Below are 14,889 nucleotides of genomic sequence, written 5' to 3'. Positions count from 1 at the left end.
ACCCGATGACCCTGCAAGCGTGCATCAATGGACAGCGCCACCCCCACGAGGCGCGAGCGCTCCCCGCCACCCTCGGCGAACTCGTCGACGAGGCCGCCGCGGCGGTCCGGGCGGGCGCCGACAACGTCCACGTCCACCCCAAGGACGCCGACGGACACGACACCCTGGGCGCCGAGGAGATCGAGACGCTGGTGCACGCCCTGCGCGCCCGGATCTCCGTCCCGCTCGGCGTCACCACGGGCGACTGGATCCATCCCGACCCCCGCCACCGCGCCGCCGCCGTCGACGCCTGGACCACCCTGCCGGATTTCGCGTCCGTCAATTGGCACGAGACCGGCGCGGACCGGATCGCCGCGGCCCTCCTGAGCAGGGGCTGCGGCGTCGAAGCCGGACTCTTCGACCTCGACGCCGCCCGCGCCTGGGCCCGCTCCCCGCACGCGGGAAAATGCCTGCGGGCCATGATCGAATTGCCCGGCGCGCTGCCGCCCGCCGACATCGCGGACTACGCGGCCCGGATGCGGCGGATCATCGGCGATTCCCACCCCCATGTCCCGATCCTGCTCCACGGAATCGACGAGAACTGTTGGGCCGCAGTGGATTACGCCGGAGCCCATGGGTACCAGGCGCGTGTCGGCCTCGAGGACACCTTGGTCCTACGTGGCGGTGAACTCGCCCGCGGCAACGCCGATCTTGTCGACAGTGTCGTGACCGCGGGGAAATCGGAGGAGCAGGGGGTCGACTGAGGCCCCCGGCTCCCCCGTCACCGAGCCGACATCTCGAACGCTCCGCCCTGTGCCGCCAGTACCGCCGCACGCGCCGCCCGCTCCGGAAGCTCCGGATCCGCGGGCGTACGCAGCAACACCAGCTGGTGGTACAGCGGGGCGGTGGCGGCGATCAGTAATGCGCGGGCATCGGTGCCGGAGGGGATCTCGCCCCGCTGGATCGCGCGTTCCACGACGATCTCGCACTGGTCGTAGCGACCGTCCCACAATTGCCGCAGTGCGCGCGCCGCGGGTTCCGAGCGGAAGGACACCGCGATCAGGGCCATCGCGATCGACGACTCCTCGGTGAAGGAATCCTGGATCTCCCGGTTCAGCCCGGTCAGATCGCCGCACAGCGAGCCCGTGTCGGGCGGATGCCAGTCCAGATCGCTCGCGGCGGCGAACAGATCGGCGATCAATCCGCCCACATCGCGCCAGCGGCGGTAGACCGTGGTCCGATGCACTCCCGCGCGGGCCGCGACCGTGTCGACGGTGAGGGCGTCGTAACCGTGCTCGGTCAGCTCGGCGCGCGCCGCGGCGAGGACCTCCTCGCGGATGCGGGCGGTGCGGCCGCCGGGCCGTGGGCGCGGTGGGGCGGAACTTCCTGTGACTGAGGTCATTGCGGCAATCCGGTTGCTCGGCGGGGCACGATGTGCAATCATCTTAACGCAACATTCGTAGCACTAGTGAGGTCGCCGATGCTCATTCGAAGTGTTCACCAGGCTCAGCGGTCGCCCCTGACCGTGTCGTCGTCGAATGCTTCGGAGGTAGTTCGTGCCCACTCAGATCACCGCGCTCGCGGTCGGCAAGTCCTTCCACGGCCGCACGATTCTCGATGCGGTCACCTGTTCGCTCGGCGCGGGTGAACGCACCGGAATCATCGGGGAGAACGGGTCCGGGAAGAGCACGCTGCTGCGGCTGTTCGCCGGACGCGAGCGGCCCGATGAGGGCGAGATCGTCGTGCACGCCGAGGGCGGCGTCGGCTACCTCGCCCAGGACGAGCGACTCGCCCCGCACCTGAGCGTCCAGCAGATCATCGACCGGTCGTTGCACGAGCTGCGGCGGATCGAAAACCGGATGCGCCGCCTCGAACTCGAGATGTCCTCCGGCGCGGAATCCCACCTCGACGAATACGCCCAACTGGCAACGGTTTTCGAGCTGCGCGGCGGTTACGACGCCGACGCGCGGCTGGAGCGCGCCCTGCACGGTCTGGGACTGGACGTCGTTCCGCGCGACCGCGCGGTCGGCGGACTGTCCGGCGGGGAACAGGTCCGCCTGCGCCTGGCCGCGCTGCTCACCGCCGCGCCCGAGGTCCTGCTGCTGGACGAGCCCACCAATCACCTCGACGACGACGCGGTGACCTGGCTGGAAGACCATCTGCGCACCAGGCGCGGCACCACGGTCGCCGTCTCCCACGACCGCACCTTCCTCGAACGGGTGGCCACCACCCTGCTGGAAGTGGATCCCGATCGCCGCCGCGTCGTGCGCCACGGCAACGGCTACCGCGGCTACCTGGCCGACCGCGAGGCGGCGCGACAACGCTGGGTTCAGGACCATCTGCGCTGGCGGGACGAGACCGACCGGCTGCGCGAAACCATCGCCGTCACGGCGCGGCGGGTCGCGCCCGGACGCGCGATGCGGGATAACAACAAGATGGCCTACGACCGCGCGGGCGGTCGCGTGCAGCACTCGCTGGCGGGCCGGGTCCGCAATGCCGAGGAACGACTGCGACGGCTGCTCGCCGATCCGGTACCGCCGCCGCCGGAACCGTTGCGGTTCGAGGCGATTCCCGCCGCCGGAGGAGCGCGCGGAGTCGTCGTGGACGCCACCGGTGTCGCGGTGCGCGGTCGGCTCTCCCCCACGAGTGTGCGGGTGTCGGCGGGTGAGCGGCTGCTGATCACCGGTCCGAACGGTGCGGGCAAGTCGACTCTGCTGCGGGTGCTGGCCGGAGAGCTCACGCCCGACGGCGGCACGGTGATCCGGCACGGCCGAGTCGGTCGTCTCGCACAGGAGCCGCCTCCCCCGGTGCCCGGGCAGACCCTGTTGTCCGCCTTCGCCCGGGGCCGTGCCGGGCAGCCCGGCGATCACGCCGACCGCCTGTTGTCCCTGGGCCTGTTCACGCCCGCGCAGCTCACCCAGCGCGTGGAGAATCTGTCCACCGGGCAGCGGCAGCGGCTCGAACTGGCACGACTGGTCGGCGAACCCGCGGACCTGCTGCTCTTGGACGAGCCCACCAACCACCTGACACCGGGACTCGTCGAGGAATTGGAAGCCGCCCTGGCCGCCTATCGCGGTGCGCTGGTCGTGGTCAGCCACGATCGCCGCCTCCGCGACCGCTGGCGCGGTGACCGGCTCGATCTGCCCGCGCTCGCCTCGGTCTGACCGCATTCCCGAATCCCCCACGCACAGAACGGATTACACGTGCCCGAACAACCGCCTGTCACCGATCCCACCACACTGCATCCCATGCCCGGACAGCCGCGCGTGGTACTGCTGAAACCCCTGGTCACCTCGCCGCTCATCGAGGTCGGCGAATACTCCTACTACGACGACCCGGACGACCCCACCGCGTTCGAAACCCGCAACGTCCTGTACCACTACGGCCCGGAGAAGCTGATCATCGGCAGATTCTGCGCCCTGGCCACGGGCGTGCGGTTCATCATGAACGGCGCCAACCACCGCATGGACGGACCGTCGACCTTCCCGTTCTCCACCATGGGCGGCGCGTGGTCACAGCATGTCGATCTGCTCATGGAGCTGCCGAATCGCGGCGACACCGTGGTCGGCAACGACGTCTGGATCGGCTACGGGGTCACGGTGATGCCCGGCGTGCGGATCGGGCACGGCGCGATCGTCGCCGCCGGATCCGTGGTGACCTCCGATGTCCCGGACTACGGCATCGTCGGCGGCAACCCGGCCAAGCTCATTCGGCACCGCTACAGCGCGGCCGATATCGATCGCCTGCTGGCGGTGTCCTGGTGGGACTGGCCGATCGAGCGCATCGACGCGCACGTCCGCACGATCATGTCCGGCACCGTCGACGAATTGGAGAACGCGGCGCGTCGTGACGATGATCCGTTCACCCGAATCGGGTGATGCCCGGCCCGCGCCACCGGATCGACACTGTCACGAACCCCCCGCGTTTCGAGCGATCGGAGTGTGCGAGCTATGGCGTTGCCAGTGGATACCGAACTCGCCCAAGCGCTCGAGAAGTCCTACTGCCAGGCCGCCTGCCGCGGGCACGAGTTCCTGGAGCCGGTGCACCTGCTGGCGGTCCTGTACCAGTCCGACGGCGGCGTCCGCGCGCTGCTCACCGAATCGGGCGTGAACACGGCCGTGCTGTCCCAGCAACTGGAACTGGCCCTCGCCGACCTCCCCCGCCGCAAGCCCAACCCCACCCGGCGCATCCGCCCGAGCCACGACCTGCTCCAACTCCTCGCCGCCGCCGAAACCCACGCCGCCCGCTGCGAGGCCACGGCCACCGCACCCAAGTATGTGCTGTTGGCGGCGTTGAGCGAGTGGGGAGTCCCGCACGATGTGCTGGCCCGGGCGGGGGCCTCGCGGCCGTTCCTGGAACACGCGGTGCGGGCCTCGGACAACCTCCTCACTGCTCGTTTTCCGACGACTCCCGGCGTTTTCTCGAGGTGAATCCGCGCGCAGGGCAACGGGTTCGCTCGAGGACCTTCAAAGCCGCCGCCCGCTTATCCCTGTCGTTCGAATGAACCGCCACAATTCCGGCATACAAACGGACCGGTCCGTCATGGTGTAGCCACCATCCCAGCCATCCTCCCGCCGGAAGCACCACGGCGAGAAGGCCGTTCACATCGGCCAGCAATCCGCTCATCCCCCGCAACCTCTCCTTCCCGCGGCGCCTCTCGGCCGCACCGCAATTCAAGAACGTCCTCGAATTCTGCGTCTACTCCCCCGGCCACTCCCGCGCCGCACGCGCGGTTCTCTCGAAAACGTGTGCCGCCGCCCGACCGGCCCTATAATTTCCGTTCGCGCGGAGTACCGGCGAGGACAATGGCGGCACGAGGAGGGTCAGATGGGGGAGAAACGTCGCGGGGGACGGCCGCTGCGAATCGATCCGAACGAATTTCCCGAAAGGCTCGGGTGGCCCACGCGTGTGCTGTGCGCCGAGCTGAACAAACTCGTCCGACGAGCCGATCTCACCTATAAGGACATTGTCCGCGGTACTCCCGGTCTGGATCTCGACGAACGCCGATGCTCGCGCGAAATGGGGGAGAAACGCGGCGGTCCTTCGGAGGAATTCTTTCACGCCATTCTCGCGACGGCCGCGGCGGCATTGGATACTCCCCTCGAACAACTCCGCGAGACCTATGCGCCGTTGTGGGAGAACGCGCGGAACTCCCTCGGTTCTCCCCGACCCGAGACGAATCCCCGGGTTCTCCCCGCCGAGGGCGTTCTCCCGCGCCCGCGTCCGGAGTACGGCCCGGGAGTACCGGCGGAGAACTCGGCGAAGGATCGGTTGATCTGGCTGCTCACCGGGTTGTCCGACGGGGAGGAGACAACCGTGGCCGAACAGCTGCCCGAGGTGTTCGGCGCCGACGACCGGGCGCTCGCGCTCGCCCTGACCGAAGCGGGCCGGCGCCTGCCGGGCGCGGTCGCGGCACTGCTCGATACGATCGGCGCCCGCGAGCGGGACAGACGGGCGGCGCTGCTGAGAGCCATCACCGAACACGACGACGAGGTGGCCGAGAGGATCACCGCGGCCGCGGCCTTCGAGGCCGAACCGGCCTGCATCCTCGACCTCGCCCCGGAGAGCCTGTTCGGCCGCCGGATCGTCCGGATCGTGCAACGCGGCGACTGCGCGCGGGCGAGCCGCGAGGTCGCCGCGCAGCTGCGTGAACCGTTCGGCACGGACGGCAGCGTCCTGCGGGGAATGATCGACAGCGGTCCGGACGGAAGCGCATCGGCCATCCGGCTGCTGACGGAGATGGCGGAATTCCGGAACGAACAGATGATCACGTGCGTGAGTCAATTTCTGCGAGTTCAGGAAAAGGAGAAATCGAGGCGACTCGAAGAGTTCGTCACGGCGCTGACGGCGGAATTGCGCGTCACGATTCTGCTGCTGTTGAGTCGGACGACCAGAATACCGAACACGCATGAACCCGGAATCGGATTCGCCGATCTCGCCAATTTCCTGCGGGCGCTGCACGCCACTCCCGTGAAACTGGCCTCCGTCCTCGTCGGGGACGACATCATCGCGAGCGAGGATCTGTCGGCCGGATTTCTGGTCGAGGCGATACCGGATTTCCCGGCGACGCTCACACAGATGACCTCCGCCGAACCCGGCCGGACCGCGAGGCTCCTGGTCCGCGCCCTCGTCGATTGGGAGGCCCGGGCGGGCGCGCCCGAACCCCCCGAACGGTACGAGCCCGTGCGAAACCTCGCCGACACAATGCTCACCATGTCCGACGGCGGTCGGCTCACCGGCGAGATCCTCACCCGGCATCCGCCGAGCGGAACCCTGGTCTTCCACGCGATGCAGCTACTCGACCACCCGCGATTCCCGCCGCTGCTCGACGCGCTGACCCGGCACGTCACCGTGGAAGCGATCGCGGACGCGCTGATCTCGGTCGATTCGGGCCTCCGTCGTAGCCGGATCCTGCACGGGCTGCGGACGGCCGCGTCGGACAGCGGGGAGCGCCTCGCTCTCACGATCTCGACGCGGACCCTTGTCCCGCCGAGCGGCTCGCCGACCGTGAGTTCGGCGCCCGGGCTGCCCTCGAACCACACGATTCGCCCGCCTTGGCTGGATTCGGAGGGCGGCACGGCATCGGAGCCACAGCCGGTCGTCGTGGCGCCCGCCGCAGCGGAGCGCCCAGGTGGTTTGCGAAAGCTGTTGCGCCGCAAGCCGGTACAGCAGACTGCGTCGTCATCGCACTCCGCCGCGCCCGCTCCGACTCCCCTGAAGCTGCCGGTCCTGCACGAGCGTCCGGCCCCGGACGCATGTCTCGACACGGACGAGCCGACGCTCCCCGTCTACACGCCGGGCCGCGCCGCCCCAGCCCGCGGTAGACCCGTCCACTCGGACACCCTCGACGCGGACGAGTTGGCCCACACCGAGCCGGTTCTCGACGCGCGGCCCACGTCCGTCGTCGTGAAGAGAACCGTTGTGCGGGCCGCGCCGCCCGAGGCCGCTCGGTCCACGGTGCTCCCCGATCCGGACACCGCGCCCCAGAAGCCGATTCCCCGCCCGCGGTTCCCCAGGGCCGACGCGGCCGGTCCCGGGAACGGGTGAGCGGACACATCGAACAACCCCGGCCCGCAACGGGATTCGTGATCGCCTCGCCGGACTGAACCCGACGCCCCCGCGCCTCGTTCGATCTGTATGCGGATACGAACCTGCCTGCACGCCGGCCTCGCGGCCACCGGGATCGCCGTGGCGTCCGTCGCCGCCACGACCACCGCCGCCGCGACTCTCCCGCCCTCGGACACCGACCAGAGCACCCCGCTCCCCCCGGGCGCGCTGGTCACCAGCTTCGTGAACAACCAGTTCACCTACTGCTCGATCATCTGCCCGCTGCTCGTCGACACCGGCGCGACGGCACTCACCACGATGCGGCAGGCGCCGGAGGTCTACCTCACCGCGTCCCGGACGAACGACACGACGACCTCGATCGGCATCGCCGCCGCGTCGGTCACCGGCCCCACCGACGCCGCCGCCGAGCGGGCCATCCTCGCCGACGGCACGCTGGTGGCCCCGAGGGCGTTGAATGCCTTCGAGGTCGGCGTGGTCGGCTTGCTCGACGTGGGTACGGCCGCCGCGAACGGGCTGCCCACCGCCGGGCCCGTCGAGACCGCCCGCCAGGACACCTACGCCGCGCTCCACGCGCCGATCGTGCCCGATCCCCCGCCGCTGGCGACGCCGCACGGCGTCGAGCAGGTCACGGTGATCGAGGCGATCAATGTCGGTGCGGCCGTGGCCTTCCCTGCCTTCAACCACGTCCTGTCCGGCGCCTTCCAGGTCCCCGACGCCGCGGCCCGCGCCCTGGCGACCACCGGCGATCCGGACCGGGCGGCGGCCGCGGCCGCCGACACCGCCACGGGAGTACAGACCGCGGCCACCACGGTCGTCACCGACGCGATCACCGACGCGATCGGCAGGATCCGAGCGGCCGAGGGATAGGACCGCGCGGCCGGGCAATCTCCGGGGAACTCGCTTCACGCCCGATGCATCACCGCAATATCTCCGAAACACCCCCTGCATACGGTGGGATCTTCCCGTCGTGGTCGATTCGAACGGTTGATGCTCATGGTGGCAGCGATGGTCCGGACGCATTGCCCTTACTGTTCGCTGCAATGTGGAATCACGTTGTCGGCCAACGGTTCCGGTGTCACGCTCGCGCCGCGATCGGACTTCCCGACGAATCGGGGCGGGCTGTGCGCGAAGGGCTGGACGGCGGCGGAGTTGCTGAATCATCCCGAGCGCCTCACCGAGCCGCTGGTGCGCGACGCCCGGAACCGGCCGCTTCGGACCGCGACCTGGGACGAGGCGCTGGACCGGATCGCCCGGGAGTTCGAGTCGGCCCGTCGCGCGTACGGGAACGACAGCGTCGGATGTTTCGGCGGCGGCGGACTGACCAACGAGAAGGCCTATCAGCTCGGCAAATTCGTGCGGGTGGCGCTGCGCAGTTCGGCGATCGACTACAACGGCCGGTTCTGCATGTCCGCCGCCGCCACCGCGGCGCAGCGGGCGTTCGGCGTGGACCGCGGCCTCCCGTTCCCGCTCGCCGACCTCGCCGAGGCGGACGTGGTGCTGCTGGTCGGCGCCAATCCCGCCGACACCATGCCGCCCGCGGTGCGGTTCCTCGACGAGTGCCGGTCGCGCGGCGGCCGGCTGATCGTCGTGGACCCGCGGCGCACGGCCACCGCCGCCCTCGCGGACCTGCATCTGCAACCCGTCCCCGGCACGGACCTGGCCATCGCGAACGGCATGCTGCACCTCGCGGTCCGGGAGGGCCTGATCGACGACGCCTATATCGCCGCGCGCACCACCGGTTTCGCCGCCGTGCGCCGGGGCGTGCGACTGTACTGGCCCGACCGCGTGGAACGGATCACGGGCGTGGCCGAGGCGGATCTGGTCGCGGCGGCGCGCATGCTCGGCACGGCGAAACGCGCGATCGTCCTCACCGCCCGCGGCGCCGAACAGCACAGCACGGGCACCGACACGGTGTCGGCGTTCATCAATCTCGCTCTGGCACTGGGGCTTCCGGGCCGCGAATACAGCGGCTTCGCCTCGATCACCGGCCAGGGCAACGGTCAGGGCGGCCGCGAGCACGGCCAGAAGGCCGATCAGCTCCCCGGCTATCGGCGGCTGGACGATCCTGCCGCCCGCGAGCACATCGCCCGGGTGTGGGGCGTCCCGGCTGCCTCGCTGCCGGGCCCCGGCCGCTCCGCCTACGAGATGCTCGACGCCCTGGGCACTTCCGGCGGCGTCCGGGCACTGTGGGTGCTGGCGTCCAATATCGCCGTCTCCGCGCCGAACGCCGGGCACATCCGAAAGCGACTGCGGGACTTGGACTTTCTCGTCGTCTCCGACATCTTCCGTTCGGAGACGGCCGAACTCGCCAACGTCGTCCTGCCCACCACCCAGTGGGCGGAGGAATCCGGCACGCTGACCAACCTCGAGGGCCGGGTGATCCTGCGCGACCGCGCGATCCCCCCGCCGCCGGGCGTGCGCACCGACCTCGAGGTCCTGCGCGCCCTCGCGGAACGCCTGGGCCACAACGACTTCCAGGACGACCCGGAACAGGTCTTCGCCGAACTCCGCCGCGCCAGCGCCGGCGGCAAGGCCGACTACACCGGAATCACCTACGAGCGGATCACCGCCGAGCGGGGCGTCTTCTGGCCCTGCCCCTCGCCCCGGCACCCGGGCACCCCGCGCCTGTTCACCGTGGATTTCCCGACCCCCGACCGGCGAGCGCGCTTCCACGCCGTCGAACACCGCGGCAGCGCCGAAACCCCCGACGACGACTACCCGTACTACCTCACCACCGGCAGGCTGGCGGGCCACTACCAGTCCGGCACCCAGACCCGCCGCGTGCGCGGGCTCCGGGAGGCCGAACCGGTCGCCACCGCCCAGCTACACGGTTCGCTGGCGCTGCGCCTCGGCGTGCGCGACGGCGACCTGGTGCGCCTGCGCACCCCGCGGGGCGCGGCGGTCCTGACCGCGCGCACCACGCCCGACGTGCGCGCCGACACCGTGTTCGTCCCGTTCCACTGGGGCGGCGCGGCGTCGGCGAACCTGCTGACCAATCCCGCTCTGGACCCGCATTCGCGCATGCCCGAGTTCAAGGTGTGCGCGGTGGCGGTCGACAAGTACGTCCCGGCCCACGATTGCGACGACGAAGGCGAGCAGCATGATGAATGACGGCAGCACCCCACGATTCCTGCAAGGCGTATTCGATTTCCGCGGAAAGGGTTTCGCCGATCCGATCACCCTCGACGACGCGCTGCGTTACGTCGTGCCGCCCGGGGCGACGGTCCAGCCGGTGTATTTCCGCGGCGGCAACTCCACCGACGAGATGATCACCGTCGGGCTCTACCGCGACGGCGCGCTGATGCGGTACTTCCCGATCGCGGCGAAGGGCTCGCTGCACGTCTCGCTGCGGGTGGTCGAGGAGTTGCTCGGCGACACGGTGCTGGAGTTGCGGCTGCTCGCACCCCTCGACGCGGCGGGCACGGTGGTCATCGACCTGGGCATGATCGAGATCTGACGGGAAAGGACGACGACATGGACGCGACGAACAAGCCGCGACTGGTGGTCATCGGAAACGGCATGGCCGGCGCCCGCGCCGTGGAGGAGATCCTCGCCCGCGGCGGCGGCGACCTGTTCGACATCACCGTCTTCGGCGACGAGCCGTACGGCAACTACAATCGGATCCTGCTGTCGAATGTGCTTGCGGGAGTGGACGATACGGCCGAGATCTATCTCAATCCGCTGGACTGGTACGCCGAGAACGGCATCGATCTGCGCGCCGGGGTCCGGGTGGTGCGGCTGGATCGGTTCGCGCGCATCGTGCACGCCGACGACGGCACGGCGCTGCGCTACGACCGGCTGATCATCGCGACCGGCAGCCGCTCGTTCTTCCCGCCGATCGAGGGGATGTGGGCCGACGACAAGACGTTGCTGCGCGGCATCTTCGGCTTCCGCTCGCTCGACGACTGCCTGTCGATGATCGACGAATCCGCCGACCGCACCCACGCGGTGGTGATCGGCGGCGGCCTGCTCGGGCTGGAGGCGGCGCGCGGACTCCAGCAGCGCGGGCTCACCGTGGACGTCGTGCATTCGCCGACGACGCTGATGAACGCGCAGCTCGACGATCCGGCCGGGGCGATCCTGCGCCGCTCGGTGGAGGAGCTGGGCATCACCGTGCACACCGGCACCTCGACGCGCGGGGTGCGCGGCGAGAACGGCAGCGTGACCGGGGTGGTGTTCGCCGACGGCACCGGTGTCGACTGCGACATGCTCGTGGTCGCCGCGGGCATTCGCCCGAACGTCGGGCTCGCGCGCGGCGCGGGACTGACCGTGGGGCGCGCGATCGTGGTCGACGACCACATGCGCAGCGTCGACGACGATCGCGTCTACGCCGTCGGCGAGTGCGCCGAGCACCGGGGCCGGGTGTACGGGCTGGTCGCCCCGCTGTGGGAGCAGGCCGTGGTGCTCGCCGACCACATCACCGGCGCGAATCCCGCTGCGCGATACCACGGTTCGCGCACGGCGACGAAGCTGAAGGTGGCCGGGGTGGACGTCGCCTCGATGGGGCTGAAGGCGCCCGAGCGCGAGGACGACGAGTTCGTGCAGTTCAGCGAGCCGCGGCTGGGGGTCTACAAGACGATCGTCATCCGCGACGACAAACTGGTTGGGGCCACCCTGCTCGGCGACGTGCGCAAGGTCGCCTTCCTCATGCAGGCCTTCGATCGCGGGCTGCCGCTGCCGCCGGAACGGGTGTCGCTGCTGTTCGACCTGGGCACCCCGCCGGTCGAGGTCGGCGCGGCGGAGCTGTCCGACGACGCGCAGGTCTGCAACTGCAACGGCGTCAGCAAGGCGACGCTGGTGGACTGCGTGCGGGGCGGGGAGCAGTCGGTGGCCGGGGTCATGGCGGCCACCCGCGCCGGGAAGGGCTGCGGCTCGTGCAAGACGCTGGTGACGCAGATCGTGGAGTGGGCGGCCGGCGGCGCCGTCGCGGAGGATCCGTCCGCCTCGTGGTACGTGCCGGGGATTCCGTACCCGAAACCGGAGCTGATGCGGTTGATCCGGGAGCTCCGATTGCACTCGGTGTCTTCGGTTTTCGCGGCGCTCGCGCCGGACGGACGGGAGGACGCGAACTCGAAGATGGGGTTGGCGTCGCTGCTGCACATGATGTGGGGCGCGGAGTTCGTCGACGAGCCGGACGCCCGGTTCATCAACGACCGCGTGCACGCGAACATCCAACGGGACGGGACGTTCTCGGTGGTGCCGCAGATTCAGGGCGGGGTCACCACCGCCGACCAGCTGCGCCGGATCGCCGACGTGGCGGACAAGTACGGCGTGCCGATGATCAAACTCACCGGCGGGCAGCGCATCGATCTATTGGGCGTCCGCAAGGAGGACCTGCCCGCGGTGTGGGCCGATCTCGGTATGCCCTCCGGGCACGCCTACGGGAAGAGCTTCCGTACCGTGAAAACCTGTGTGGGAAGCGACTTCTGCCGCTACGGCCTCGGTGACTCGACCGCGCTCGGCATCGCGATGGAACAGCGTTTCCAGGGCATCCCCGGTCCCGCCAAGATGAAACTGGCCGTGACCGGCTGCCCCCGCAACTGCGCCGAGGCGCTGTGCAAGGACCTCGGCGTCGTCGCCATCGACGGCGGCCGGTGGGAGATCTACGTCGGCGGCGCGGCGGGCGCCCACATCCGCAAGGGCGAACTGCTCGCCACCGTCGACACCCCCGACGAGGTGCTCACCCTGGCCGGGCGGTTCCTCCAGTACTACCGCGAGAACGCCAACTGGCTCGAACGGACCTACGCGTGGGTCCCGCGGGTCGGCATCGACACCATCCGCGCCGTCGTCGTCGACGACCGTGACGGCTTGGCCGCCGAACTCGACGCCGCAATGAGCAAATCCGTTGCGGCATACCAGGATCCGTGGTCCACCCCGGAGCAGACCAGCCCCGACCGCTACCGCCCCGCCCTCCCCCTCATCCCCCTCCCCCGGGTTCCGGCCCGATGACCGGCCACATCATCGGCACCCTCGCCGACATCCCCCTCGGCGAAGGCCGCACCTTCGTCGTCGACAACCGCCAGATAGCCGTCTACCACCTCCGAGACGGCACCCTTCGAGCCCTCGACGCCGTCTGCCCGCACCGCGGCGGGCCCCTCGCCGACGGCCTGATCGACAGCGCCACGGTCGTCTGCCCCCTGCACGGCCGCACCTACGACCTCGCCACCGGCGCCGAATCCACCGGCGGGGCACCGGTCCGTTCCCACACGGCCACAGTGGATTCGGACGGGGCGGTCCGGGTGATCCTCGGATAACACTGTGCGCCACGGCTTCTCCGCCCCGCCGCCCGGCCAGGTCGAGGGCGCTGACGGGACCGTGGCGGCCGATATCATCAAGTACTCCTTAAGAAGTCGGGTCGGCGATCACCGGATGAGCTCCAAGCCGGTTACCCTTCACGCGGTTCCGACTGGAACCACATGGTCCGCTCCCCGGCTGTGCGGGGAAAACTGAGGAGCAAACGCATGAACATCAAAGCGATCGCTGCCACGGCCGCGACGACCGTCGGGATCGGTGTGAGCGGCGTGCTGGCGGCCGCCCCCGCGTACGCGGGCACCTGGTACACGGCGGATTTCAGCACCTACGCGGCGTGCGACGCGGCCGGAGAATACAAGATCGAGCATCGCCAAGCGGTGCAGTACTACTGCGACAATGTCAGCGACCCGTGGGAGCCGCAGTTGTGGCGGCTGCACTTCCTGACTCCGTAGTCGCGGTTCGACGTCGCGAGGGTGAGGCCGAATCACCAAGTGCCCCAAGGGTTACGATCGCGGCCGGGTTCTGTCTCGTAGTGACAGCGACGATCAGCGGACGAACACGACCTTGGTGGTCATGGTCGGCCAGATGTCGGCGGCCTCGCCCCACGCGACGGTTCGGTCGACCACCGGGGCGAGGGTGTGCCCGGCGGCGAGGATGTCGAGGACGGCGGGGATGTCGGCCCGGGCGTCGGCGCGCGCGATGACCAAACGCACTCCGCGGGAATACATTTCGAACATCGGCAGGTCCACCGTCGCGCCGAAGTAGATGCCGGTGTCGGTACAGGTGCCGCCGGGCCAGGTGGCGCGCAGGGCGGCGGCCAGCAGGGCCGGGTCGGCGGAGGTGTTCGCGGTGAGGGGGTAGGGGTCCCAGGCGCGGTCGGGTGCGGGGCGGTCGTGCGGGATCGCGCCGAGCCTCTCGGCGGCGGCCAGGCGGTGGGCGTCGGTGTCGACGTAGTCGACCCGCGCGCCGTAGGCGACGCCGAACGCCGCGGCGTACAGGCCGATCGAGAGTCCGCCGACCACCAGCATTCGCCGATCGGCGGGATCGGCCGCGTCGAGCCGATCGCGGTAGGGGCCCACAGTGCGCCAGCCGTCGGGGATGTTGTCCGACAGCGACGCCACCGCGACCGGATCCACCTCGGGCGGCACCGGGACCAGCATGGCGTCCGCGTACGGGACCAGGACGGCGTCGGCGAGGAATCCGCCCCCGTCCAACCCGGCGATCGAGCCCAGCCCGTACATCGCGCGGCCCGGCACGAATTCGCACGATCCGGTCCGGCCGCGCCGACACGTCCGGCATGTGCCGCAATTGATCTGGAACGGCACGACGACGCGATCACCCACCGCCACCGAGGTCACCTCGTCGCCGACCGCGATCACCTCGCCGATGCCCTCGTGTCCGACCGCGTATCCGGGCGGCAGCGGCGCGCGGCCCTGGGCCACCGCCACATCGAGGTCGCAGCAGGCCACCGCGATCGGCCGTACCAGCGCCTGTCCCGGTCCCGGCGGCTCGGGGTCGGGAATCTCCTGCCATCGGCATCGGCCCGGCTCGGTGAACATCAGCTGCTTCATCGCGCAACCCTTTCTTGAA

Annotated in this window: 13 protein-coding genes; 11 read left to right on the top strand and 2 right to left on the bottom strand. The window is 70.1% G+C overall.

What is annotated here, in order from left to right; translation table 11 throughout:
- The first annotated feature begins 5 nt into the window (after nt 1-5).
- A complete protein-coding gene (locus ACFYTQ_RS06215; RefSeq protein WP_387357565.1) occupies nt 6-743 on the top strand; it encodes a 3-keto-5-aminohexanoate cleavage protein in 738 nt (245 codons plus the stop codon).
- 17 nt (nt 744-760) lie between these two features.
- Here the strand turns inward: ACFYTQ_RS06215 and ACFYTQ_RS06210 are convergent, their stop codons facing one another.
- A complete protein-coding gene (locus tag ACFYTQ_RS06210; protein WP_387357564.1) occupies nt 761-1,381 on the bottom strand; it encodes a TetR/AcrR family transcriptional regulator in 621 nt (206 codons plus the stop codon).
- 154 nt (nt 1,382-1,535) lie between these two features.
- Here ACFYTQ_RS06210 and abc-f point away from each other — a divergent pair, with 154 nt between their 5' ends.
- From abc-f to ACFYTQ_RS06160, 10 genes are all read left to right on the top strand, one after another.
- The gene (gene abc-f / locus ACFYTQ_RS06205) at nt 1,536-3,143 is read left to right on the top strand and encodes a ribosomal protection-like ABC-F family protein (RefSeq protein ID WP_387357563.1); all 1,608 of its coding nucleotides are present in this window, start codon (nt 1,536-1,538) and stop codon (nt 3,141-3,143) included.
- Between the two features lie 84 nt (nt 3,144-3,227).
- Nucleotides 3,228-3,857, top strand: a complete 630-nt coding sequence (locus ACFYTQ_RS06200) for a CatB-related O-acetyltransferase (protein WP_387357562.1) — start codon at nt 3,228-3,230, stop codon at nt 3,855-3,857.
- Nucleotides 3,858-3,929: 72 nt separating this feature from the next.
- Complete coding sequence (locus ACFYTQ_RS06195; RefSeq protein ID WP_387357561.1) at nt 3,930-4,409, top strand: Clp protease N-terminal domain-containing protein; 480 nt, start codon at nt 3,930-3,932, stop codon at nt 4,407-4,409.
- A 316-nt stretch (nt 4,410-4,725) separates the two neighbouring features.
- Nucleotides 4,726-7,026, top strand: a complete 2,301-nt coding sequence (locus ACFYTQ_RS06190; protein WP_387357560.1) for a hypothetical protein — start codon at nt 4,726-4,728, stop codon at nt 7,024-7,026.
- Nucleotides 7,027-7,116: 90 nt separating this feature from the next.
- Nucleotides 7,117-7,914: a hypothetical protein gene (locus ACFYTQ_RS06185; RefSeq protein WP_387357559.1), complete on the top strand. Its 798-nt coding sequence runs from the start codon at nt 7,117-7,119 to the stop codon at nt 7,912-7,914.
- Nucleotides 7,915-8,034: 120 nt separating this feature from the next.
- Nucleotides 8,035-10,158 (top strand): molybdopterin oxidoreductase family protein, encoded by a 2,124-nt coding sequence (locus ACFYTQ_RS06180; protein WP_387357558.1) that lies wholly within the window; start codon nt 8,035-8,037, stop codon nt 10,156-10,158.
- Nucleotides 10,151-10,504: a molybdopterin oxidoreductase gene (locus ACFYTQ_RS06175; RefSeq protein ID WP_387357960.1), complete on the top strand. Its 354-nt coding sequence runs from the start codon at nt 10,151-10,153 to the stop codon at nt 10,502-10,504. The genes ACFYTQ_RS06180 and ACFYTQ_RS06175 overlap by 8 nt, the downstream gene beginning before the upstream one ends.
- A gap of 17 nt (nt 10,505-10,521) precedes the next feature.
- Nucleotides 10,522-12,996 (top strand): nitrite reductase large subunit NirB, encoded by a 2,475-nt coding sequence (gene nirB / locus ACFYTQ_RS06170; RefSeq protein WP_387357557.1) that lies wholly within the window; start codon nt 10,522-10,524, stop codon nt 12,994-12,996.
- Nucleotides 12,993-13,301 carry a Rieske (2Fe-2S) protein gene (locus ACFYTQ_RS06165; protein WP_387357556.1) on the top strand — a complete coding sequence of 103 codons (309 nt, stop codon included), beginning with the start codon at nt 12,993-12,995 and terminating at the stop codon, nt 13,299-13,301. The genes nirB and ACFYTQ_RS06165 overlap by 4 nt, the downstream gene beginning before the upstream one ends.
- Before the next feature lie 207 nt (nt 13,302-13,508).
- Nucleotides 13,509-13,751 carry a hypothetical protein gene (locus ACFYTQ_RS06160; protein ID WP_387357555.1) on the top strand — a complete coding sequence of 81 codons (243 nt, stop codon included), beginning with the start codon at nt 13,509-13,511 and terminating at the stop codon, nt 13,749-13,751.
- A gap of 93 nt (nt 13,752-13,844) precedes the next feature.
- On the opposite strand, the gene ACFYTQ_RS06155 is transcribed toward ACFYTQ_RS06160, so the two are convergent.
- Nucleotides 13,845-14,870 carry a zinc-binding dehydrogenase gene (locus tag ACFYTQ_RS06155; RefSeq protein ID WP_387357554.1) on the bottom strand — a complete coding sequence of 342 codons (1,026 nt, stop codon included), beginning with the start codon at nt 14,868-14,870 and terminating at the stop codon, nt 13,845-13,847.
- Between the last annotated feature and the right edge of the window lie 19 nt (nt 14,871-14,889).

The organism is Nocardia sp. NPDC004068 (genome assembly GCF_042874315.1).
Taxonomy (GTDB): Bacteria; Actinomycetota; Actinomycetes; order Mycobacteriales; family Mycobacteriaceae; genus Nocardia.
This window is presented reverse-complemented; position numbering and strand designations above follow the sequence as displayed.